Origin of the sequence: Amaricoccus sp. B4, assembly GCF_043226085.1 — a bacterium.
Classification (GTDB): Bacteria; Pseudomonadota; Alphaproteobacteria; order Rhodobacterales; family Rhodobacteraceae; genus Amaricoccus.
Genome location: NZ_CP171225.1, coordinates 1,278,766 through 1,299,995, shown reverse-complemented (window position 1 = coordinate 1,299,995; position 21,230 = coordinate 1,278,766). Strand labels below are relative to the sequence as shown.

General features: G+C 65.4%; 19 protein-coding genes. 11 read left to right on the top strand and 8 right to left on the bottom strand.

The genetic code is table 11. The features are described 5' to 3' along the window. Positions 1 to 13: 13 nt before the first annotated feature. Positions 14 to 1,186: an MFS transporter gene (locus tag ACF66B_RS06240; RefSeq protein ID WP_111431844.1), complete on the top strand. Its 1,173-nt coding sequence runs from the start codon at positions 14 to 16 to the stop codon at positions 1,184 to 1,186. A gap of 118 nt (positions 1,187 to 1,304) precedes the next feature. Here ACF66B_RS06240 and xth read toward each other — a convergent pair whose 3' ends face one another. Beyond that, the gene (gene xth, locus ACF66B_RS06235) at positions 1,305 to 2,084 is read right to left on the bottom strand and encodes an exodeoxyribonuclease III (protein WP_111431843.1); all 780 of its coding nucleotides are present in this window, start codon (positions 2,082 to 2,084) and stop codon (positions 1,305 to 1,307) included. A gap of 317 nt (positions 2,085 to 2,401) precedes the next feature. Between xth and ACF66B_RS06230 the strand changes: the two genes are divergently transcribed. Next, positions 2,402 to 4,270: an ATP-binding protein gene (locus ACF66B_RS06230; RefSeq protein WP_111431842.1), complete on the top strand. Its 1,869-nt coding sequence runs from the start codon at positions 2,402 to 2,404 to the stop codon at positions 4,268 to 4,270. Positions 4,271 to 4,333: 63 nt separating this feature from the next. Here the strand turns inward: ACF66B_RS06230 and erpA are convergent, their stop codons facing one another. Then, positions 4,334 to 4,666 (bottom strand): iron-sulfur cluster insertion protein ErpA, encoded by a 333-nt coding sequence (gene erpA / locus ACF66B_RS06225; RefSeq protein ID WP_111431841.1) that lies wholly within the window; start codon positions 4,664 to 4,666, stop codon positions 4,334 to 4,336. 74 nt (positions 4,667 to 4,740) lie between these two features. Between erpA and ACF66B_RS06220 the strand changes: the two genes are divergently transcribed. The 9 genes from ACF66B_RS06220 (at position 4,741) to ACF66B_RS06180 (ending at position 13,377) form a co-directional block, all read left to right on the top strand. Continuing rightward, positions 4,741 to 5,892: a deoxyguanosinetriphosphate triphosphohydrolase gene (locus ACF66B_RS06220; protein ID WP_111431840.1), complete on the top strand. Its 1,152-nt coding sequence runs from the start codon at positions 4,741 to 4,743 to the stop codon at positions 5,890 to 5,892. A gap of 205 nt (positions 5,893 to 6,097) precedes the next feature. Further along, the gene (locus ACF66B_RS06215) at positions 6,098 to 7,228 is read left to right on the top strand and encodes a TRAP transporter substrate-binding protein (protein ID WP_111431839.1); all 1,131 of its coding nucleotides are present in this window, start codon (positions 6,098 to 6,100) and stop codon (positions 7,226 to 7,228) included. Positions 7,229 to 7,296: 68 nt separating this feature from the next. Continuing rightward, complete coding sequence (locus ACF66B_RS06210) at positions 7,297 to 7,869, top strand: TRAP transporter small permease subunit (protein ID WP_111431838.1); 573 nt, start codon at positions 7,297 to 7,299, stop codon at positions 7,867 to 7,869. 33 nt (positions 7,870 to 7,902) lie between these two features. Continuing rightward, a complete protein-coding gene (locus ACF66B_RS06205; protein ID WP_111431837.1) occupies positions 7,903 to 9,321 on the top strand; it encodes a TRAP transporter large permease subunit in 1,419 nt (472 codons plus the stop codon). After that, positions 9,311 to 10,678, top strand: a complete 1,368-nt coding sequence (locus ACF66B_RS06200) for an amidase (protein ID WP_111431836.1) — start codon at positions 9,311 to 9,313, stop codon at positions 10,676 to 10,678. Before ACF66B_RS06205 ends, ACF66B_RS06200 begins: the two co-directional genes overlap by 11 nt. Further along, positions 10,675 to 10,836, top strand: a complete 162-nt coding sequence (locus tag ACF66B_RS06195; protein ID WP_392664377.1) for a hypothetical protein — start codon at positions 10,675 to 10,677, stop codon at positions 10,834 to 10,836. The genes ACF66B_RS06200 and ACF66B_RS06195 overlap by 4 nt, the downstream gene beginning before the upstream one ends. A gap of 77 nt (positions 10,837 to 10,913) precedes the next feature. Further along, positions 10,914 to 11,816, top strand: a complete 903-nt coding sequence (locus tag ACF66B_RS06190) for a D-amino acid aminotransferase (protein ID WP_111431835.1) — start codon at positions 10,914 to 10,916, stop codon at positions 11,814 to 11,816. A gap of 20 nt (positions 11,817 to 11,836) precedes the next feature. Further along, on the top strand, positions 11,837 to 12,532 hold the full coding sequence (locus ACF66B_RS06185) for an HAD family hydrolase (RefSeq protein WP_111431881.1): 696 nt from the start codon (positions 11,837 to 11,839) through the stop codon (positions 12,530 to 12,532). Positions 12,533 to 12,630: 98 nt separating this feature from the next. Then, positions 12,631 to 13,377 (top strand): hypothetical protein, encoded by a 747-nt coding sequence (locus ACF66B_RS06180; RefSeq protein ID WP_111431834.1) that lies wholly within the window; start codon positions 12,631 to 12,633, stop codon positions 13,375 to 13,377. 75 nt (positions 13,378 to 13,452) lie between these two features. On the opposite strand, the gene ACF66B_RS06175 is transcribed toward ACF66B_RS06180, so the two are convergent. The 6 genes from ACF66B_RS06175 to ACF66B_RS06150 form a co-directional block, all read right to left on the bottom strand. Then, positions 13,453 to 15,054 (bottom strand): alpha-amylase family glycosyl hydrolase, encoded by a 1,602-nt coding sequence (locus tag ACF66B_RS06175; RefSeq protein WP_111431833.1) that lies wholly within the window; start codon positions 15,052 to 15,054, stop codon positions 13,453 to 13,455. A gap of 86 nt (positions 15,055 to 15,140) precedes the next feature. Continuing rightward, positions 15,141 to 16,802 (bottom strand): alpha-glucosidase, encoded by a 1,662-nt coding sequence (locus tag ACF66B_RS06170; protein ID WP_392664373.1) that lies wholly within the window; start codon positions 16,800 to 16,802, stop codon positions 15,141 to 15,143. A gap of 58 nt (positions 16,803 to 16,860) precedes the next feature. Further along, positions 16,861 to 17,865 carry a sn-glycerol-3-phosphate ABC transporter ATP-binding protein UgpC gene (locus tag ACF66B_RS06165; RefSeq protein WP_111431832.1) on the bottom strand — a complete coding sequence of 335 codons (1,005 nt, stop codon included), beginning with the start codon at positions 17,863 to 17,865 and terminating at the stop codon, positions 16,861 to 16,863. Positions 17,866 to 17,881: 16 nt separating this feature from the next. Beyond that, positions 17,882 to 18,715, bottom strand: a complete 834-nt coding sequence (locus ACF66B_RS06160) for a carbohydrate ABC transporter permease (protein ID WP_162683439.1) — start codon at positions 18,713 to 18,715, stop codon at positions 17,882 to 17,884. Continuing rightward, entirely contained in the window at positions 18,712 to 19,695 is a 984-nt protein-coding gene (locus ACF66B_RS06155) for a carbohydrate ABC transporter permease (RefSeq protein ID WP_392664371.1), read from the bottom strand. The genes ACF66B_RS06160 and ACF66B_RS06155 overlap by 4 nt, the downstream gene beginning before the upstream one ends. A 158-nt stretch (positions 19,696 to 19,853) precedes the next feature. Next, positions 19,854 to 21,137, bottom strand: coding sequence for an ABC transporter substrate-binding protein (locus ACF66B_RS06150; protein ID WP_111431830.1), 1,284 nt, complete (start codon positions 21,135 to 21,137; stop codon positions 19,854 to 19,856). Between the last annotated feature and the right edge of the window lie 93 nt (positions 21,138 to 21,230).

Sequence of the window (21,230 nt, the reverse complement as noted above, 5' to 3'; positions counted from 1 at the left end):
GGAGCCCCGCGAAATGAACCCTGTATGGCTGTTGATGTGTTCCATCGGCATTGTCGGATCGAACTCGCTGGTCCTGAGCCCGATCGCGGCCGATGTCGCGGCATCCTTCCCCGCGCGCTCCGCCCCCGATGTCATGATGGCCTCTGCCGTCTATGGGGCGGGCACGGCGCTGAGCGCGCTGGTGCTGGCCCCGAGGGCGGACCGGATCGGCCTGCGCCGCGCCCTCTTCCGGGCGCTGGCGATTCTTGCCGCGGCCCTCGCGCTCAGTGCCCTGGCGCCCGTGCTGGCGGTTCTGGTGCTCGCGCAGGCGCTTGCGGGCGTGGCCGCCGGTCTCGCGTTGCCGGCGGTCTACGGGCTCGCGGCGGAGGTGGCGCCGCGCGGCCGCGAGAGCGAAACCCTCGGCAAGGTCCTGACCGGCTGGACGCTGAGCCTCGTGGCGGGGGTGAGCCTCTCGGCGGTTCTGGCCGATGTCCTGCACTGGCGCGCCGTCTTCGCGCTCCTCGCCGCCATGAGCCTTCTCGTCCTGATCGCGCTGCACCGGTCGGCCCTGCCGGAGGGGGCCGCGGGCGATGGCGCGCGCATCTCGCCCCTCGCGGCGCTCCGCATCCGCGGCCTCGCGCCGATCCTCCTCGCCGTCGCGGGCTACATGATGGCCTTCTACGGCCTCTATGCCTTCCTCGGGACGCATCTGACGGCCAGGCTCGGCCTCACGACCACCGTGGCCGGGCTTGCGGCCCTCTCCTACGGCCTCGGGTTCGGCCTCATCGCGCCGCTTGACCGGCTGATCGACCGGCACGGGGCCGGGCGATCGGCGCCTCTGGTGTTTGCCGCGCTGCTCTGCGTCTATCTGGGGCTTGCCCTCGCCGCGCCCTCAGGTCTCGCGATCCTTGCGGTCTGCCTCCTCTGGGGCGGCGCGAACCATCTCGGCCTCAACATCCTCGTCGGCCAGCTCACCGCGCTCTCGCCCGCCCGGCGGGCGACGATCCTCGGCCTCTACGGCGCCGTGAGCTACGGCGCCATGTTCCTCGGCACCGCGCTCTTCAAGCCGGTCTTCGAGGCGTCGGGCTTTGCCGCCACGGCCCTGCTCTCGGCGCTCTGCCTCGCGCCGGCCGTCATCGGCGCGGCATGGCGCGGGCGAAGGGCCCTGCAACCGGAGCTGTCCCGGGCGACCGAATCCGGCCGGTAGCGCCGCCGTCCTGTCGCCCCGCTTGGGAGGCGATTCATGATATGTTAACTAGGAAAATCGAGTAAAATCAAAGCGATTTTTTCCGTTTCACGGTGAAAAGCCCCGGTTTCACCGTGCCTCAGAGGTCGAGCTCGACCCAGATCGGCACATGGTCCGAGGGTTTTTCCCGCCCCCGGATCTCCTTGTCGATCCCGCAGCCGACCAGCCGGTCGGCGGCCTGCGGGGTGAGCAGAACATGGTCGATCCGGATGCCGTTGTCCTTCGGCCAGGCCCCGGCCTGATAGTCCCAGAACGTGTAGATCCCGCCCCTGGCCTCGACGCTCCTCAGCGCATCGGTGTAGCCGAGATTGGTGATCCGCCGGAACGCCGCCCGGGTCTCGGGCAGGAAGAGCGCATCATCCTTCCAGACCGCCGGGTCATGGCAATCCTCGGGCTGCGGGATGACATTGTAATCCCCTGCGAGCAGCGCACAGTCCTCGCCCGCGATCAGAGCCTCCGCCCGGGCCCGGAGCCGCTCCATCCAGCCGAGCTTGTAGTCGTATTTTGGCCCCGGTGCGGGGTTTCCGTTGGGCAGATAGAGCCCGCAGACCCGGATCGCCTCCCGCCCGACCACCGTCGCCTCGATCCAGCGCGCCTGCTCGTCCCCCTCGTCACCGGGCAGCCCCCGGCTCACATCCTCGAGCGGCAGCCGCGAAAGGATCGCCACCCCGTTGAAGCTCTTCTGGCCATGGGTCTCGACCTGATACCCCGCGTCCTCGATCTCCGTCCGCGGAAACGCCTCATCGACCGACTTGATCTCCTGAAGCACCACCACATCCGGTGCGGCCTCCTTCAGCCAGTCCAGCAGGGCGGGCAGGCGTGCCTTGACGCCATTGATGTTGAATGAGGCTATTTTCATCGGATGTCTGATCCCGGCGCGGTTCGGCGCGACCCTAGGCAAGGCCCTGCGCCCCTGCAAGCCCGGCAGGGTGATCCGTGGCAATCTCGCCATTTTTGTCCCGCGGCCTTGATAGATTTTAAATATCTTCGGGTGCAGTGTCCGCTGGTTCGGAGTGGAGGCGCTGACAGCAGAATCGGGATGCGGCCCCGTTCACGGTGGTTCGACCGTGACATCCCGTTTTCGCTGGCAGGGGTTTTCGCTCCGGCAGGATGTCGCGACGGATCCCCCGGGTTCGCTGCGGCGTTGCCCTTCGAACGACGGAGCCCGACCAGATAATGCGAGCAGGCAAACGGGAACCCTCCCCGAACCGCCACTGGAATCCTCAGTTCTCGCGGCTCGGCGCCTCGATCGTCATGCTTATCGTGGTGAGCATCTTCGTCGCGGCCACGGCACTTACCCTCTTTGGCAGCCTCAAGGAGCGGCAGCGCGGCATCCGCGCCGCGGCGCGCGAAAGCGTCGTCTGGGGCGTCTTCCAGGCCCGCCTCGAGATCAAGGATTTCATCGAGGCGATGCAGGGGATCGAGCTCGACCCGAGTTCCAAGACAATCGACAAGGCCTTCGTCCGCTATGACGTGCTCTACAGCCGGGCAGGCCTGCTCGAGGAAGGGGCCTATGCCGATCATGCCCGGGCCTATCCCGAGATCGCCGTCCTGACCGACCGGATCCATTCCGGCATTCTCGATCTCGCACCGGTCATCGACGGGCTTTCGCATGACCCGGCCGCGGTCCAGGCCGTCCTGCCGGATCTCCTGCGCCAGGCCCGCCTGATCGACGCGGACATGAACCGGCTCACCCAGCTTGCCAAGGCCAGCAGCAACGAATCCGCCGTCGGCGACCGCGAGCAGCTGAGCGCGCTCTATGCCCGCATGGGCATCGCCTTCGTGATCCTCGTGGTGGTGATCGGCGTCATCGTGCTGCTCCAGGGCATCCAGGTCCGGCAGATCGCCCGTGCGGCACGCGCTGCGGAGGCCGGAACGCGGGCCAAATCCGCGTTCCTCGCCACCATGAGCCACGAGATCAGGACCCCGCTCAACGGCATCATCGGCATGGCCGATATCCTCAATCGCACCAAGCTCGACCCCGAGCAGGTCGAGCAGGTCGCGGTGATCCGGCATTCGGGGCTGCTGCTGCGGGATGTGATCAACGACATCCTCGATTTCTCAAAGGTGGAATCGGGCCATATCCATATCGAGAAGCAGCAATTCGCGCTCGAGGAAGTCATCCATACCGTCCGCTCGGTGATCCTGCCGCGCATGGAGGGCAAGGATGTGGTGATGGAATTCGACGTCCCGGACGTTGTGCTCGAAAACGACCCCGTCCGGCTGCGGCAGGTTCTGATCAATCTGGTCGGAAACGCGCTCAAGTTCACCGAACGGGGGCGGATCCGCCTCACCGCGATCCGCATTCCCGACAACCGGCTGCGCTTCGAGATCGAGGATACCGGCATCGGCATCGCGCCCGAGGCGCTGCCGAAGCTCTTTCGGGAATTCAGCCAGGTCGAGAACGGCCTCGCGCGGCGTTTCGAGGGCACGGGGCTCGGGCTTGCGATCAGCAAGCGGCTGGTGGAAGCCATGGGCGGGCGCATCGGTGTGCACAGCGTGCCCGGTGAGGGCAGCCGTTTCTGGTTCGAGATCGCCGCCGGCCAGATCCACGACCGCGAGAGCGTCACCGGCCCGGCCGCCGTATCCGATCGCGAGCGGGTCTGGTCGCTTGCCGGCCATGTGCTCGTTGTCGAGGACAACGCGACCAACCAGCTTGTGACCTGCGGCCTCCTGAAACAGCTCGGACTTCGCTCGACGGTGGCAGAGAACGGCGAGGTCGCGCTGAAGCTCCTCGCGAGCGGCGATTACGATCTCGCACTCATCGACATGCAGATGCCGATTCTCGACGGGGTCGCGACCGCGCGGCGCGCGCGCGCGGACGGGATCCGGATGCCGCTGGTCGGGCTTTCGGCGAACGTGCTGGTTTCCGACCGTCAGGCCTGTCTGGATGCGGGGATGGACGATTTCATCTCGAAGCCGGTGACCCTCGACAAGCTGGGCGCGGCCATGGCGCGCTGGCTGCCGGATGCAACGTCAGGGGGAACGACGCCGGCGCGGCCGCACCGGCCAGGGGCCCCCTCGATCAGGGACGCCCTGGCCTGAGCGGAAGGCGCGGCTGATGTCTTGCCGGGCCTTGTTTTGCCCGGCGAGAGTGCTTTCCCCGGATCAGACGGAGAAGCTGGTGCCGCAGCCGCAACTCGAGCTGGCATTGGGATTGTTGATGACGAAGCGTGCGCCGATCAACTCTTCGGTGAAGTCGATCTCGGCATTGCCGAGGAACTGGAGGCTCGTTGAATCGATGAGCACGCGCGCGCCATCCTTCTCGAGCACCAGATCGTCCTCGGCGACCTCGTCGTCGAGCTTGATGGCGTATTGGAAGCCCGAGCAGCCACCGCCCTCGATCGCGATCCTCAGTGAGCGGTCGGCTTTTCCACCGTTGATCTCGCGGATGCGATCATAGGCGCGGTCGGTGACCCGGGGCGGAATGGAAAGCTCCATCTTTCGGCCCTTGGTTCTATGCGTTACGAGGGGAAGGTAAGCGTCGTGCACGCCCGACACAAGGCCAGCCCGAGATGACCGCACTTTTCGCGACCAACCCCGAGATGAGCCGGGGGCGTCTGTTTCCCGAAGAAGCGTCCGCCCACCGGTCCTGCTTCCAGCGCGATCGCGACCGCATCATCCATTCCTCGGCCTTCCGGCGGCTCAAGCACAAGACCCAGGTCTTCGTCGAGCACGAGGGCGACTACTATCGCACGCGCCTCACCCATTCGATCGAAGTGGCCCAGGTCGCGCGGACCATCGCGCGCTCTCTGGGGCTCAACGAGGAACTTGCCGAGGCGGTGGCTCTCGCGCACGACCTCGGGCATCCGCCCTTCGGGCATACCGGCGAGGACGAGCTGCAGGCGCTGATGGAGCCCTATGGCGGCTTCGATCACAACGCGCAGGCGATCAAGATCGTGACCGCACTCGAGGCGCATTACGCGGAGTACGACGGGCTCAACCTCACCTGGGAGACGCTCGAGGGGATCGCGAAGCACAATGGCCCGGTGACTGGCGAGATCCCCTTCGCGCTGGGCGATTTCAACGAGATATTCGATCTCGAGCTCGACACCCATGCAAGCGCCGAAGCGCAGGTGGCGGCACTCTCCGACGACATCGCTTACAACAACCATGATCTGGCGGACGGGCTCCGGGCCGGGCTCTTCACGCTCGAGGATCTCCGCTGCCTGCCGATGATCGGCCGCTGCATCGCCGAGGTCGATGCCCGCTGGCCGGGGCTGGCGCCGGGACGCCGCGAGCATGAGGCGTTACGCCGCTTCTTCGGGCTTCTGGTCGAGGATGTGCTCGCGACGAGCCGCCAGCGGATCGCGGAATTCGCGCCCAAGGATGCGGAAGCCGTGCGCCATCTCGGCACGCCGGTGGTGCGCTTCTCGCAGGGCACCTTCGCGGAGCTCAAGGAGATCCGGGTCTTTCTCTATCACCGCATGTACCGGCAATGGGGCGTGCAGCGGATGCGGCGCAAGGCGAAGCTCGTGGTGAAGGAAATCTTCGACATCTTCACCGAAGCGCCCGGCCTCATGCCCGACGACTGGAATTCCAAGCCCGGCCTGAGGGCGGGGCCGGTGGAGCGGGCCCGGATCGTGACCGATTACATCGCCGGGATGACCGACCGCTTCGCGCTTCAGGAGCACCGCCGGCTGACCGACCCGATGGTCAAGGCCTGACTTTCCTACAACTGCGACTTGTGTCGGTGTTTGCGGTATCGCCGGAAACGCCGACGATGGCGTGCTGTCTTCAGGCTGTTTCAGGTCATCTGTCGGAAACCAATATAATACAATTTGTCTTGCCCAATGGGTGGCCCTGCCTGATAGTTTGAGTTCAAACCGATCGCCAAAGATCGGAAAAGAATGAAGATTGGGAGGAATATTCATGCCTGAACAGAAAACGGTGTCACGCCGTTCCTTTCTCCGGAGCGGTGCTGTCGCGGGAGGCGCGGCCGCGGCAAGCGGGCTCGCCGCGCCTGCGGTCCTCGCGCAAAGCCCGGTCGTGATGAAGATGCAGACCTCCTGGCCTGCCTCCGATATCTGGATGGATTTTGCGCGGGAATATGTGACCCGGGTCGAGGCGATGTCGAACGGACGCCTCAAGGTCGATCTTCTGCCCGCGGGTGCCGTGGTTGGCGCCTTCCAGGTGATGGACGGCGTGAGCGACGGGGTGATCGATGCCACGCACACCGTCTCGGCCTACTGGTATGGCAAGCACAAGGGCGCCTCGCTCTTCGGCACCGGGCCGGTCTTCGGCGGCTCCGCGACGACGATGCTCTCGTGGTTCTATCAGGGCGGCGGCTCCGATTTCTATCAGGAGCTCACCCAGGAAATTCTCGGGCTCAACGTCGTTGGTTTCTACGGCTTCCCGATGCCCGCTCAGCCGCTCGGCTGGTTCAAGGGCGAGGTGAACACCGCGGCCGACCTGCAGGGTTTCAAGTATCGCACGGTGGGCCTCGCGGCCGACCTGATGCAGTCGCTTGGCATGAGCGTCGCGCAGCTTCCGGGCGGCGAGATCGTGCCGGCCATGGAGCGCGGGGTGATCGACGCCTTCGAGTTCAACAACCCGTCCTCGGACCTGCGCTTCGGCGCGCCGGACGTCGCGAAGAACTATTACCTGTCGTCCTATCACCAGGCTTCCGAATCCTTCGAGTTCACCTTCAACCGGGACTTCTTCGAGGATCTCGATCCGGATCTGCAGGCGATCGTGCAATATGGCGTCGAGGCAGCCTCGACCTCGAACACGGCGCTTGCCATGCGGGCCTATTCGTCCGACCTCAGAAAGCTCCAGGACGAGCGCGGCGTCACCGTCCACCGCACGTCGCAGGATATCCTGAAGGCCGAGCTCGATGCCTGGGACACGCTGATCCCCAAGCTCGAGGAAGACGACTTCATGCGTCGGGTGCTCGACAGCCAGCGTGACTGGGTCCAGCAGGTGACCTTCTACGAGCTGATGAACGCGCCGGACTACGCGCTCGCCTACAACCACTACTTCCCGGACACGCTCAAGACCTGAGCTCGCCGGCCCGGGTGGCGGCTGCCTCCCGGGCCGATCCGTTCCGTGCGAAGAGAGGGAAGCGCGTGATGATCGCCTATATCCGCTTTGCCGACCGGCTTTCGGCCTGGTTCGGCAAGACCTTCGGCTGGCTGATCCTGCTCATGACCTTCGGGGTAAGCTACGAGGTCTTTGTCCGATACGTCCTCAATGCCCCGACATCCTGGTCGCTCGACGTGTCCTTCATCATGTATGGCACGCTCTTCATGATGGGCGGGGCCTACACGCTCTCGCAGGGCGGGCATGTACGCGGGGATTTCATCTACCGGCTCTGGCCTCCGCGGGTGCAGGCGGCGGTGGATCTGGTGCTCTACCTGCTCTTCTTCTTTCCCGGCGTGCTCGCGCTCATCATCACGGGCTGGAAATACGCCTCGCGCTCGTGGAGCTATGGCGAGGTGAGCATCAACAGCCCCGCGGGCGTGCCGATCTTCCAGTTCAAGATGGTGATGGTGGCGGCGGGGGTGCTGCTCTTCATCCAGGGCATCGCGCAGATCCTGCGCTGCATCCATTGCCTCAAGACGGGTGGCTGGTTGCGCGCGGAAAGCGACGTGGTGGAAACCGAGGAAATGCTGATGGAGCGGGGTGGCGATGACCATATCTGAAAGAGGTCACGCTCTGGCCCGGGGCGGCGCGCGATGACCGATCCGCAGGTCGCCCTGATGATGCTCGGGCTCTTCATCATCATCGTCTTTCTCGGCTTTCCGATCGCCTTCACGCTCATGGCGATGGGCATCGGCTTCGGCTACTACGCCTATTTCGATGCCGACCGCATGTGGCGGGCCTACAACCGGCTGGAGGAGGGGGCGGGTGACTGGGACCGATGGTCACTCTGGCTGGACGGGTTCTTCAACAACCGCATCTTCGATCTCTTCGTGAACCAGACCTATACGGTCATGTCGAACGACGTGCTGACCGCGATCCCGCTCTTTCTCTTCATGGGCTACATCGTCGAGCGGGCGAACATCGTCGACCGGCTGTTCTCCACGCTCAACATCGCCGCGCGCAATGCGCCGGGTTCGATGGGGGTAGCGGCCCTCATCACCTGCGCGCTGTTCGCGACCGCGACCGGCATCGTCGGGGCGGTGGTGACGCTCATGGGGCTTTTGGCACTCCCGGCCATGCTCAAGGCCCGCTACGACAAGAGTTTTGCAAGCGGCATCATCTGCGCGGGCGGCACGCTCGGGATTCTGATCCCGCCCTCGATCATGCTCATTGTCTATGCCGCGGCCTCGGGTGTCTCGATCGTGCGGCTCTATGCCGGGGCGCTGCTGCCCGGTTTCCTGCTCGTCGGCCTCTACATCATCTACGTGGTGGGGCGCGCCATTCTCCAGCCCTCGAGCGCGCCGAAGCCGAGCCGCGAGGAGGTGCCCGAGGTCCGGGTCGGGCGGCTCGTGGTGATGCTGCTCACGTCCTTCGTGCCGCTCGCGGTGCTGATCCTCGCGGTCCTCGGCTCGATCCTCTTCGGGCTTGCGACCCCGACCGAGGCCGCCGCGATCGGCGCGCTGGGCGGATTCCTGCTTGCGCTCGGCTACCGCGCGCTCACCTGGCAGCGGCTGCGCGAGAGCGTCTATCTCACGGTCCGCACGACGGCGATGGTCTGCTGGCTCTTCGTCGGCTCCTACACCTTCTCCTCGGTCTTCTCCTATCTCGGCGGCGAGCAGGTGATCTCGGATTTCGTGACAGGGCTGAACCTATCGCCCATCGCCTTCCTGATCCTGGCGCAGCTCATCATCTTCCTGCTCGGCTGGCCGCTCGAATGGTCGGAAATCATCATCATCTTCGTGCCGATCTTCCTGCCGCTGCTGCCGCATTTCGGCATTGATCCGCTGTTCTTCGGCATCCTTGTCGCGCTCAACCTCCAGACGAGCTTCCTGACACCGCCCATGGCGATGTCGGCCTATTATCTCAAGGGTATCGCGCCCCCGGATGTCGCGCTTGTCGATATCTTCAAGGGCGTGCTGCCGTTCCTGCTCATGGTGTTTCTTGCAATGGCAATCGTCTACATCGCGCCTGACATCGTCTTCTGGCTGCCGAATGCCTTCTATGGCGGGTAAGGCGGCACGGATCGCGGGCCTGCGGGCGCAGGACCTGCGCGCAGGCATCGCCAAGGGGGCGCTCCGGGTGGAGGAGGTCGCCGAGGCGCTGATCGCACGGGTGGCCGAAACCGAGCCCGGCCTGTCGGCCTGGGCCTGGTTCGATCCGGATTTCGTGCGCAGCCAGGCAAGGGCGCTCGATGCGCATCGCGCCGCCGGGCGGCCGCTTGGCGCGCTTCACGGGCTGCCCGTCGGGGTCAAGGATGTGATCGATACGGCCCGGATCCCGACGGAAAACGGCACGGTGATCGATGCGGGCCGGATCCCGGCGGAGGATGCCTTCGTGGTCTCGCGGCTGAAGGCCGCAGGCGCGATCGTCTTCGGCAAGACGCGGACAACCGAGCTTGCCTTCCTCGCGCCCGGCCCGACGCGCAACCCTGCCAATCCGGCACACACCCCCGGCGGGTCGTCCTCGGGCTCCGCGGCCGCGGTGGCGTCCGGGCAGGTGCCGCTGGCGCTCGGCACCCAGACGGCGGGGTCGGTGATCCGCCCTGCGGCCTTCTGCGGCACGGTCGGCTTCAAGCCGAGCTTCGGGGCGATCCCGCGCACGGGCGTGCTGGCCCAGGCCCCGAGCCTCGACACGATCGGTGTCTTCGCGCGCAGCGTCCCGGACGCCGCACTGCTTGCGGAGGTGCTCTTCGGCGATGATCCGCGCGATGCCTCGACCACGCCCACGCCGCCGCCGCGGCTCTTCGAACTTGCCTCGGCGCCGCCGCCCGTCGCGCCGGTCTTTGCGCTCGTGCAGCCGCCGGGCTGGGAGCGGGCGGAGGAGGAAACGCGCCTTGCCCTCGCGGAGGTGGCGGGCCTGCTCGGCGAGCAGTGTTTCGAGGTCGCGCTCCCCGGTGCCTTCGCGGAAGGTTCTGCGGCGCGGGAATGCATCCAGCTCGCGGAACTCTCGAAGTGCTTCTACGGCTACGAGCGCCGGGGCAGGGCGCAGCTTTCCACCGAGATGCAAGGCGCGCTCGACCGGGGCAAGGCGATCCCGGCGCGCGACTACATCGCCGCACTCGACTGGCGCAGGATTCTCAACGCCGCGCTCGAGGAGGTCTTTGCCCGCTGCGATGCGATCCTCGTGCCCGCCGCGCCCGGCCCGGCGCCGGAGGGGCTCGGCACGACCGGCGATCCGGTCTTCAACGGGCTCTGGACGCTCTGCGGCACGCCGGCGGTGACGATCCCGGTACTGGAAGCCTCGAACGGGCTCCCCATGGGGCTGCAGCTCGTGGGGCGGCGGGGCGATGACGGGCGGCTCCTGCGCAGTGCGCGCTGGCTCATGGAGCACCTCCGGGGCGATGACAGCGGACAGGGAGATCTCCGATGACCGGCTATCTGATGCGGATCGTGGCCTTTGCCCTGCTGTCGGGCTTTCTCGTGATCCTGGTCTGGCATGTGCCCCGGCTCGATCTCGGCGGCGTGGTCGCGGTGACCCTGCTCCTTGCCGCCTACGATCTCTTCATCGCTCCGAGCGACAGCCGCTGAGGCAGGGCGGCGCCCGCGCCCTTTTCCTCGCGTCAGGGCGGCTCTAGGCTCGCTCCGAACCGGAGGGAGGGAGTGGCATGACGGAAGAGCTCATCACGCATCAGGCCGAGGAGGATGCGCGGAACGATTCGATCCTGATCTGGGTCGATGGCCGGCTCCTTCCGCGCGCGGAGGCGGTGGTTTCCGTCTACGACGCCGGGTTCATGCTCGGCGACGGCGTCTGGGAGGGGCTGCGCCTCTACGATGGCCGCTGGGCGTTTCTCGAGGATCATCTCGACCGGCTGTTCGAGGCGGCGAAGGCCATCGACCTCGATATCGGCCGCGACCGCGCGGGCGTGGTCGCGGCGCTACGGGAGACGCAGGCAGCAAACGGGATGGTGACGGATGCCCATGCGCGGCTCATGGTCACCCGCGGGGTCAAGACGCGCCCCTTCCAGCATCCCGGGCTCTCGCAGCGCGGTCCGACGATGGTCATCATCATGGAGCATTCGCGGCCGCAGATCCCGCGCCCGGTCCGGCTCGCCACCGTGCCGCATCTGCGCGGGCTGCCGATGACGCAGGATCCGAAGCTCAATTCGCATTCGAAGCTCAACTGCATTCTCGCCTGCATCGCGGCAGAGAAGGCGGGGGCGGACGAAGCGCTGATGCTCGATGTCCATGGCTTCGTGAACACGACCAACGCCTGCAACTTCTTCATTGTCCGCAAGGGCGAGGTCTGGACCAGCACGGGAGACTACTGCATGAACGGCATCACGCGTGCGAAGGTCATCGACATCTGCCGGGCGAACGGCATACCGGTCTTCGAGCGCAACTTCTCGCTGGTCGAGACATACGGCGCCGACGAGGCCTTTCTCACCGGCACCTTCGGTGCGCAGACGCCGGTGGGGGAGATCGACGGCAGGGTGATCGGCTCCGGGCAGAACGGTCGCCCGGTCACGGAGCGGATCCGGGCGCTCTACAAGGCGCTGGTGGCGGCATGAGCGACACGATCCGCATCGCCATGTGGTCGGGGCCGCGCAATCTCTCGACCGCAATGATGTATTCCTTTGCCGCGCGCGGCGATTGCGCCGTGGTGGACGAGCCGTTCTATGCGGCCTATCTCGCGCTGAGCGGGCTACCGCACCCGATGCGCGCGGAGATCCTCGCCGCACAGCCGAACGACCCCGCCGGTGTCGCCGAGGCGCTGCTCGCCAGGGTGGAGCAGCCGGTTTTCTATGCCAAGCACATGACCCACCACATGCTGCCCGGCGTGCCGCGCGACTGGATGGCGGCCTGCCGCAACGTCTTCCTGATCCGGCATCCGGCGCGGGTGGTGGCTTCCTACGCGCGAAAGCGCGAAGCCCCGACGCTCGCCGATATCGGCTTCGTCCAGCAGGCCGAGCTCTTCGACGAGGTTGCAGACCGGACGGGAGCGGCACCGGTCGTGGTCGATTCCGCCGATATTCGCGCCGATCCGGCCGGGGCGCTCATGGCACTCTGCGCAGCGATCGGGATTCCCTTCACTGAAAGGATGCTGCGCTGGCCGCGCGGTCCGAAACCCTTCGACGGCGCCTGGGCACCGCACTGGTATGGCGCAGTGCATCGCTCGACCGGCTTTGATGGAGCGGAGGAGGCGCTGCCGCGGCTCGAGGGGGCGTATGCCCGCCTCGCCGAAGAGGCGCTTCCCTATTACGAGAAGTTGGCGGCCTGTCGGTGACAGCAAGGCGCGTGCCGTCTGTCGTGATGCCCCGTTTGAGAGTATGATCGTCCGATCGCGGCTACATGGGGGCAATCCCAGCCGCGGAGGAGCTGGCCATGACACGTATCGCGATTTCTGCAGGTCTCGCCCTGCTGGCCGCGGCCCCTGCCGCCCGTGGGCAGGCCGTCGAGACAACAGCCACGATCTATGCCTGGCTCCCGGCGGTGGAGGAGACGCTTCAGGATGGCGTCGAGATGAATGCGGACCGGAGCACGATCCTCGACAATCTCGATTTCGCGCTGATGGGCGAAGTCGTCCAGCGGCGCGGCGAGTGGCTCTTCGCCTTCGACGGCTTCTATTCCGATCTTGGCAAGTCTGCGGACGTAGGGCTGCCGATTTCGCCCGGCGATCCGGATAATCCCGATGAGATCGACGCGGCGCTCGATTTCTCCACCAGCACCACGATCTTTTCCGCCATGGCCGGGCGCCGGATGGTGAATCGCCCGGAGTTCGAATTCTTCGGCACGCTGGGCCTGCGCTACACGCACTTCGAGACGAGCTTCACGGCGGAAGCCGGGGATCAGGCCTTTCGCATCAACACGAATGACGATCTTCTGGACGTGATCGCGGGCGTTCGCGGCACCTACCGGATCGACGAGCGCTGGGCGCTGCCGTTTGTCGCCGATATCGGCACGGGTTCGTCGGACTTCACCTGGCAGGCCTTTGGCGGCGTCAGCTATTCCGTCGGGCGGCATTCCTTCACCGGGGGCTGGCGGCACATGGCCTGGCAGCTTGGCGATGGCGGATATATCGAGGACATTGCCTATGACGGGCCAGTTCTCGCCTATTCCTACCGCTTCTGACGCAGGTCTCTTCCGCGTCGGGCACGGGAACGGCCCGCCGGGAAGGCGGGCCGCATTGGCTGCTGTTTCCAGCCGTCAGCGCTTGAGGATCAGAGCCTCGTGCGATGCGATGGTGGCCGGGGTGCCATCGGCATCGCCGCGCTCGCTCCGCGACGACAGGATCAGCCGGCCGGAGACGTTGATCGGTTTTTCCTCGCCGGAGAAGTTGAGGCAGATGGTCAGGACGTCATCGCCGAGAACGCGCTCGTAGACATAGACATCGTTCTGACAGGAAACGGTCCGGTAGGCCCCGGTGACGAGCGCAGGTTCGGCCCGCCGGAGGCGGATGAGCGCCCGATGGAAATTGAGAACCGAGTTCTTCGCGCCGGATTGCGTCGCCACATCCGCGCCCTGCGGCGCATGCAGGGGAAGCCAGGGGGTGCCGGTGGTGAAGCCCGCCGTCGGGCCCGGCTCCCATGGCATGGGCGTGCGCACGGGATCCCGCCCGAGACCGATGCCCGGAACCTGCTTTTCCCAGGGGTCCTGCACGGCGTCATGCGGGATATGGGCATCATCGAGACCGAGCTCGTCACCCTGATAGATCGTCGGCGTGCCGCGCAGCGTGAGAAGCAGGGTCGCCGCAACCTTCGCCTGTGCCCGCCCGGCGCGGGAGGCGATGCGCGACCGGTCGTGGTTGCCGAGTACCCAGTTCGGCCAGGCGCCCTCGGGGAGCGCGGCCTCGTATTCCTCCACCATGTGCCTGATGTGCTCCGCGTTCCACGGGGAGTGCAACAGCGCGAAGTTGAAGGGCAGGTGAAAGCCGTCGAGGCTTTCGCCGTAGTAGCGCATGACGTCCTCGAAGCCGCCATAGGCCTCACCGATCAGGACGCGGTCGGGATAGGCATCCGAAACCTGCCGCATCTCCTTCACGATCTGGAAGCCTTCCTCCTGGTGCATGCCGTGGATGTGAATCTGGCTGCGCGCGGGGCCCATGTGCTCTTCCCAGATCGGGTTCGCCGGGTGATCGCCGCCATCGACAAAGGGTGCGACATGGCTGACGGCATCGACGCGGAAGCCGTCTACTCCGCGCTCGAACCAGAAGCGCAGCACGTTCAGCATTTCCGCGCGGACTTCCGGGTGGCGCCAGTTGAGCGCAGGCTGCGAGGAGAGGAAGATGCTCAGGTAATACTGACCGGTCGCTTCATCCCAGGTCCAGGCCGGGCCGCCGAATTCGCTGATCCAGTTGTTGGGCGGGCTGCCGTCGGGCTTCGCATCACGCCAGATATACCAGTCGCGCTTCGGATTGTCGCGGGACGCGCGGCTTTCCTGGAACCAGGGATGCTGGTCCGAGCTGTGGCTCGGCACGAAATCGAGCAGCAGCTTCAGGCCGCGGGCATGGACCGCTTCGCGCAGCGCATCGAAATCCTCGAGCGTGCCGAAGATCGGCTCGATATTGCAGTAGTCCGAGATATCGTAACCGAAGTCGTCCATCGGCGAGGGGAAGACGGGCGAGATCCAGATCGCTTCCACGCCGAGATCCACCAGATGGTCGAGGCGCGAGGCGATGCCGCGCAGGTCGCCAATCCCGTCGCCGTTGGAATCCTGGTAGGAGCGGGGGTAAATCTGATAGACGATGCCGGTCTTCCACCACTCCGTCGTGGCGGTCTGGGTCTTCAGGTCGGCTTGATCGAAACTCATGGATACACCTCGAAAAAAGAGAGTTTCAGTCACTGCGGGTGCCACACGCCACCGAAGGCCGGGGCGCGGGGCGTCGTTTTGGGGCGTCAGTCCTTCAGGATCGCGAAGGCCTCGTAAGGCGCGAGGAGGATGCGTCCTGAAAGGCCCGAGCGCGGCGCGTCGCTCGCGATGAGCGATCGTCCTGCAATCGCAAGGCCCTCGGGCACATCGAAGGCGACCTGCTCTCCGGTGAAGTTCGCGACCACCGCGAGCCGGTCCGGGCCGAGGGTGCGGGCATAGGCAAAGACCGCCGGGTGATCCTCGGCAAACGCGTTGTAGTCGCCAAAGGAGATGATCGGCAGATCGCTGCGCAGGCGGGCGAGCTTTCGGTAGTGCTCGAAGATGCCCTTCGGATTGGCGCGGTCTGCCGCCACGTTGATCTCGGTGTGGTTCGGGTTCACGGCAAGCCAGGGTGTGCCGGTGGTGAACCCCGCCGCCTCGCCGGCGGTCCATTGCATCGGCGTTCGGGCGTTGTCGCGACCGTTCGCATTCGCCCCGGCCAGGAATTCCGCGGCGCTCAGGCCGAGGTCCTGCTGCAGGGTGAAATTGTTGCGGATCTCCACATCGTTGAACTGCGAGATATCGTCGAACGTCATGTTTGTCATGCCGATCTCCTCGCCCTGATAGATGTAGGGCGTCCCGCGCATGAGGTGGAGCACGGTCGCGAGCATCTTTGCGCTCGCGATCCGCCCCTCGCCGTCATCGCCATAGGTCGAGACCGCGCGCGGCAGGTCATGGTTGCTCCAGAAGAGCGAGTTCCAGCCGTCCTCGGCCAGCGCCTTTTGCCAGGCGTTCAGGATGCCCTTGAGCTGGCGCAGATCGACCGGCCGCGCCTTCCACTTGCCGTGCACCGGATCGAGAAACGCAGTGATGTGCGAGAACTGGAACACCATCGAGAGCTCGCCCCGGTTGCGGCCCGAATAGAGCAGGGCGTTGCCGAGATTGGCGCTCCAGGCTTCACCCACCGTCACCACGTCGCGCCCGGCGAGGGTCTCGCGGTGCATTTCCTGGAGATAGTCGTGGAGGCGCGGCCCATCGGCGGTGATACCGCGGTCCACTTCCTTGGCGATGAGGTCGATCACGTCCATCCGGAACCCGGCGATGCCGCGATCGAACCACCAGTTCATCATCTCGTAGACAGCCTTGCGGACCTCCGGGTTCTCCCAGTTGAGATCCGGCTGCTTGCGGTCGAAGAGGTGGAGGTAATATTGGCCGGTTGCCTCGTCGAGCGTCCAGGCCGGGCCGCCGAAGTGCGACTGCAGATCGTTGGGGTAGCCGCCATCGGGCGCGGGATCGCGCCAGACATAGAAGTCGCGGAAGGTCGAGCTGCGCGAGGCTCGCGCATCCTGAAACCAGGCGTGCTCATCGGACGTGTGATTGACCACCAGGTCCATCACGATGCCGATGCCTCGGGCGCGGGCCTCGGCGATCAGCTGATCCATGTCGGCAAGGGTGCCGAATTCCGGGGCGATGTCGCGGTAATCCGAGATGTCATAGCCGTTGTCGGCCATCGGCGACGCAAAAACCGGCGAAAGCCAGACGAACCCGATACCCAGATCACGCAGATGGTCGAGCTTCGAGATGATGCCGGGAATGTCGCCGATCCCGTCGCCGTTGCTGTCGCAGAAGCTGCGGGGATAGATCTGGTAGGCTGTCGCGGTCTGCCACCAGGAGGCCTTGTTCTGCATCATGGGCGCTTGTTGCAGCATGAACGTCTGCTCCTGAGAGAAGGGGAATGCGGCGCGGGGAGACGCGCCGCGGTTGAGGTCAGTTGCAGGGCAGGCCCTGCGCGTCGAAACGGTAGAGATGCCCTTCGCGCGGACGAACCCCGACGCGCTGTCCGTAGGGGATGACCTGATGGCCGCCCTGACGCACGACCAGCGGCTGCTTTGCTCCCACATCGACGAAGAGGAAGCTGTCGGAGCCGAGATCCTCGGCATGGACCACCTCGCCGGTCCAGACCGGATCGGTTTCGGAGAGGTCGAGATGTTCGGGCCGAACGCCGAGGGTATTGCAGCGATAGCTGTCGGCGAAGCGACCTTCGAGGAAATTCATCGTCGGTGAGCCGATGAAGCCTGCCACGAAGGTCGAGTTCGGGCGTTCATAGAGCTCGGCGGGGGTGCCCACCTGCTCGACCTTGCCATCGCGCAGCACGCAGATCCGGTCGGCGAGCGTCATCGCCTCCACCTGATCGTGGGTCACGTAGACCATCGTCACGTTGTTCATGTCGTGGTGAAGCTTCGCGATCTCAAGCCGGGTCGCCACACGCAGCGCCGCATCGAGGTTGGAGAGCGGCTCGTCGAAGAGGAAGACCCGCGGATCGCGCACGATGGCGCGGCCGATCGCGACGCGCTGACGCTGGCCGCCCGAGAGCTGCTTCGGCAAACGGTCGAGCAGATGGCCGATCTGCAGCATTTCGGCTGCCTTCTCGACCCGCGCGCGGGTTTCCTCCTTGCCCGCCTTGGCGAGCTTCATGCCGAAGGCCATGTTGTCGTAGACGTTCATGTGCGGATAGAGCGCGTAGGACTGGAAGACCATCGCGATGCCGCGGTCGGAGGGAACCCGGTTGTTGACCCGCTCGCCGTCGAAGAGCATGTCGCCGGAGGTGATGCTGCTCAGCCCCGAGATCAGGCGCAGGAGCGTGGACTTGCCGCAGCCCGAGGGGCCGACGAAGACCATGAACTCGCCCTTCTGGATCTCGAGGTCGATCCCCTTGATGACGTCGACAGCGCCATAGGACTTCCGGACGTCGTGAAGCTGGATATGTGCCATGAGTATTGTCCCTGTTTCAGCCCTTGACCCCACCGGCCGTCAGGCCTGCGACGATCTTGCGTTGGAAGATGAGCACGAGAACGATCAGCGGTACCGTCACGATGACCGAGGCGGCCATGAGTGCGCCCCAGGGGGTCTCGTGGCTGGAGGCGCCCGAAAGCAGCGCGATGGCGACCGGAACCGTGCGTGTGGTTTCCGACGAGGTGAAGGTGAGCGCGAAGAGAAACTCGTTCCACGCGCCGATGAAGGCGAGGAGCCCGGTCGTCACCAGCGCCGGCCACAACAACGGCAGGAAGACGCGGGTGATGATGACCCAGGGTGTCGCGCCATCAACGATCGCGGCCTCCTCGATTTCGGTCGGCAGGTCGCGCATGAAGGTCGTCAGCACCCAGACCGTGAAGGGCAGGGTGAAGATGGTGTAGCTCAGGATCATCGCCCAGGGCGTGTTGTAGATCCCGATGAAGCGCACGAGCTCGAAGAGGCCCGCAAGCACCGCGATCTGCGGAAACATCGACACCGCGAGGATCGAGACGAGCAGCAGGCCCCGCCCACGGAAATCGACACGAGCCAGTGCGTAGGCTGCGGTGACGGCCAGGAAAAGCGCGAGCGCCACCGTGGTCGAGGCGATGAAGACCGAGTTCAGCAGGTTGCGCGGGAAGGTTCCCTTGCCGAGCACCGCGACATAGTTGGAAAAATCGAAGCTCGAGGGAAAGTAGGAGACCTCGAAGAGCGCCGTGCCGGTCTTGAAGCTCGTCAGGATCGCATAATAGAACGGAAAGACCGAAAAGACGAGAATGACGAGGACAAGCGCATAGAATGCCGTCTTCTTGAAGTAAGTCATTGGGTTCATTTGCTTTTCTCCCCGCCGAGGTCGACCTTGCCGAGCCAGATGTAGAGGGCCACGAAGATCGCGATGATCGCGAAGAGCAGCGACGACTGGGCCGAGCCATAGGCAAACTTGTCGAACTCGATCAGGTTCTCCCGGCTGATGATCGACATGGTCTTCGTCGCTGCGGAATTGGGCGTCAGGACATAGACGAGGTCGAACATCCGCAGCGCGTCGAGCATCCGGAAGATGACCGCCACCATGAGCGCGGGCCGGATGAGCGGCAGCGTCACGCGGAAGAACACCTTGACGGGGTGGATGCCATCGATCCTTGCCGCTTCGTAAATGTCGCCCGGCACCATCTGAAGGCCGGCGAGGCAGAGCAGCGCCATGAACGGCGTGGTCTTCCAGACATCGACGAGGATCACGGCAGCCATGGCCGTATCCAGATTCGCTGCCCAGGCGATCTTTTCCGAGATCAGGCCGAGATTGAGCAGGATGTCGTTGATGATCCCGAACTGGTCATTGAGCATCCAGCCCCACATCTTGGCGGAGACGATGGTGGGGATCGCCCATGGGATCAGGATCGCGGCGCGGACGAGGCCGCGGCCCGCAAAGCGCGCGTTGAGGACAAGCGCAACGACGAGCCCGAACATCGTCTCGAGCGAAACCGAGACGACGGCAAACTTCACCGTGTTCCAGACCGCATTCCACCAGGCCGGATCGACGAGGGTACCGCGCCAGATCACGCGCCCGGAGGAAAGCTGCCGGTAGGAGAGGTAGTTGTCGAAGCCCACCCATTTGCCACCGTGAAGATCGGTGAGCGAGGTGTCCGTGAAGGAAAACCAGATCGAACGCATGAGGGGCCAGGCCGCAACGCAGAAGAGCATCAGCAGCATGGGGGCGAGGAACCAGAAGGCTGCGCGCAGGCGTTGCTGTTCCAGGCTGGTCTCGCGGCCGTTCTTGGGGGCGGCGACGGGGACCGCGGTTGTGGGATGTGTCAAATCACGTCTCCTGGGATGGCGCGTGCCGGCCGCATGACGGGCCTTCTGGAACGCGGGACGGGATGCTGGTTGGGGCACACAGGGCGGGCAGCGGTCGGCCGCCCGCCCTTGCCGGCCTTGTCGCTCCGGGGGAGGAACGGAGCGGTTGGCGGCCGAACCTACCAGGCACTGCCCTTCAGATCGTCCAGGTCGAGCTCGAGCAGCTCGAGGTTCTCGGCGGCGGTTCCGTTGCCACCGAGCGTGTCGTGCACCGCGGACCAGAACTTCGCCGAGACCTCGTTGTATTTCTTCTTCGTCGGGGCGGACGGGCGCGGAACGGCGTGCATGAACACATCCTTCCAGGCCGGGATGATCGGGTATTTCGCCGCGATATCCGGGTCGTCATAGAGCGAGATCACCGTGGGCAGGTTGCCGGCCCGGAGCGCCAGCGTCTTCTGCGCCTCGGCACTCGAGAGATAGAGCGCAAGCGAGATCGCTTCGTCCTGATGCTCCGAGTATTTCGAGACCGCGACATTCCAGCCGCCGAGCGTCGCCGCGGAGCTGCCGTCCTCGCCGCCACGGGGAAGAGGGGCGGTATCGAACAGGCCCTTGATCGGGCTGTCTTCGGCGGAACCGAGCGCGTAGGCATAGGGCCAGTTGCGCATGAAGGCCGCGTTGCCGGTCTGCCAGACGCCGCGCGCTTCCTCTTCCTGATAGGCGATCACGCCGGGAGGCGAGATGGTTCCAACCCAAGAGGCTGCGAGGTCGATCGCCTCGACAGCCTTTTCATTGTTGACGGAGATGGTGCCGTCAGGCTCGACGATCTGTCCACCGCCGAACGACTTGATCCATTCGAGCGCATCGCAGGTCAGGCCCTCATAGGCGTTGCCCTGCCAGACGAAGCCCCAGAAATCGCTTTTGCCTTCGGCACGCTCGCCGTCCTGGATGAGCTGCGCGGTCTCGGTCAGCTCCTGCCAGGTCTCGGGCACCTTGGCGCCGTATTTCTCGAGCAGATCCTTGCGGTAATAGAGCGCCGGGGCATCCGTATAGAGCGGCAGGGCCACGAGCCGGCCGTCGGCAGTCTGGGATTCGATCACCGAGGGGAAATGCGCGTCGAGCGCGGCGCCAGCGCTCTCGCGAAGATCGACAAACTGCTCTGCAAGCTGCGGCGCCCAGATGACATCCGTCATGTAGAGATCGATGTCGGAGTTGCCGGCTGCGAGCCAGAGTCGATACTGCGCGAACTGGTCCGAGGTCGAAGCCGGCATCGGCACGAGCTTCACCGTGTTGCCGGTCTTTTCCTCCCAGGGCTTCACGACAGCTGCGAAGTCCTCGAAGAAGCTGCCGACGACACCTGCGGCAAACGAGACCTCCACCGCCCGCGCCGGGCCGGTGAAGGCGAGTGACAGGGCCGCGGCGGCGAGCGCGCCTGCAGGCAGAGTTCGTGCGTGGAATTTGAACATGTCTGAACCTCCCGATTCTGCTTCTGTCTTTTGCGTCCGGGCAGCGGGCCTGACGGGTCCGACTGTTTCCGGAAGCAATCCGAAACGTTTCGG

Coding starts and splice junctions, on each gene's coding strand:
- ACF66B_RS06175 (WP_111431833.1), bottom strand. CDS start 15,054: ATGAGTTTCGATCAAGCCGACCTGAAGACCCAGACCGCCACGACGGAG.
- ACF66B_RS06210 (WP_111431838.1), top strand. CDS start 7,297: ATGATCGCCTATATCCGCTTTGCCGACCGGCTTTCGGCCTGGTTCGGC.
- ACF66B_RS06165 (WP_111431832.1), bottom strand. CDS start 17,865: ATGGCACATATCCAGCTTCACGACGTCCGGAAGTCCTATGGCGCTGTC.
- ACF66B_RS06180 (WP_111431834.1), top strand. CDS start 12,631: ATGACACGTATCGCGATTTCTGCAGGTCTCGCCCTGCTGGCCGCGGCC.
- ACF66B_RS06220 (WP_111431840.1), top strand. CDS start 4,741: ATGACCGCACTTTTCGCGACCAACCCCGAGATGAGCCGGGGGCGTCTG.
- erpA (WP_111431841.1), bottom strand. CDS start 4,666: ATGGAGCTTTCCATTCCGCCCCGGGTCACCGACCGCGCCTATGATCGC.
- ACF66B_RS06160 (WP_162683439.1), bottom strand. CDS start 18,715: ATGAACCCAATGACTTACTTCAAGAAGACGGCATTCTATGCGCTTGTC.
- xth (WP_111431843.1), bottom strand. CDS start 2,084: ATGAAAATAGCCTCATTCAACATCAATGGCGTCAAGGCACGCCTGCCC.
- ACF66B_RS06215 (WP_111431839.1), top strand. CDS start 6,098: ATGCCTGAACAGAAAACGGTGTCACGCCGTTCCTTTCTCCGGAGCGGT.
- ACF66B_RS06195 (WP_392664377.1), top strand. CDS start 10,675: ATGACCGGCTATCTGATGCGGATCGTGGCCTTTGCCCTGCTGTCGGGC.
- ACF66B_RS06150 (WP_111431830.1), bottom strand. CDS start 21,137: ATGTTCAAATTCCACGCACGAACTCTGCCTGCAGGCGCGCTCGCCGCC.
- ACF66B_RS06240 (WP_111431844.1), top strand. CDS start 14: ATGAACCCTGTATGGCTGTTGATGTGTTCCATCGGCATTGTCGGATCG.
- ACF66B_RS06170 (WP_392664373.1), bottom strand. CDS start 16,802: ATGCTGCAACAAGCGCCCATGATGCAGAACAAGGCCTCCTGGTGGCAG.
- ACF66B_RS06190 (WP_111431835.1), top strand. CDS start 10,914: ATGACGGAAGAGCTCATCACGCATCAGGCCGAGGAGGATGCGCGGAAC.
- ACF66B_RS06200 (WP_111431836.1), top strand. CDS start 9,311: ATGGCGGGTAAGGCGGCACGGATCGCGGGCCTGCGGGCGCAGGACCTG.
- ACF66B_RS06205 (WP_111431837.1), top strand. CDS start 7,903: ATGACCGATCCGCAGGTCGCCCTGATGATGCTCGGGCTCTTCATCATC.
- ACF66B_RS06230 (WP_111431842.1), top strand. CDS start 2,402: ATGCGAGCAGGCAAACGGGAACCCTCCCCGAACCGCCACTGGAATCCT.
- ACF66B_RS06185 (WP_111431881.1), top strand. CDS start 11,837: ATGTGGTCGGGGCCGCGCAATCTCTCGACCGCAATGATGTATTCCTTT.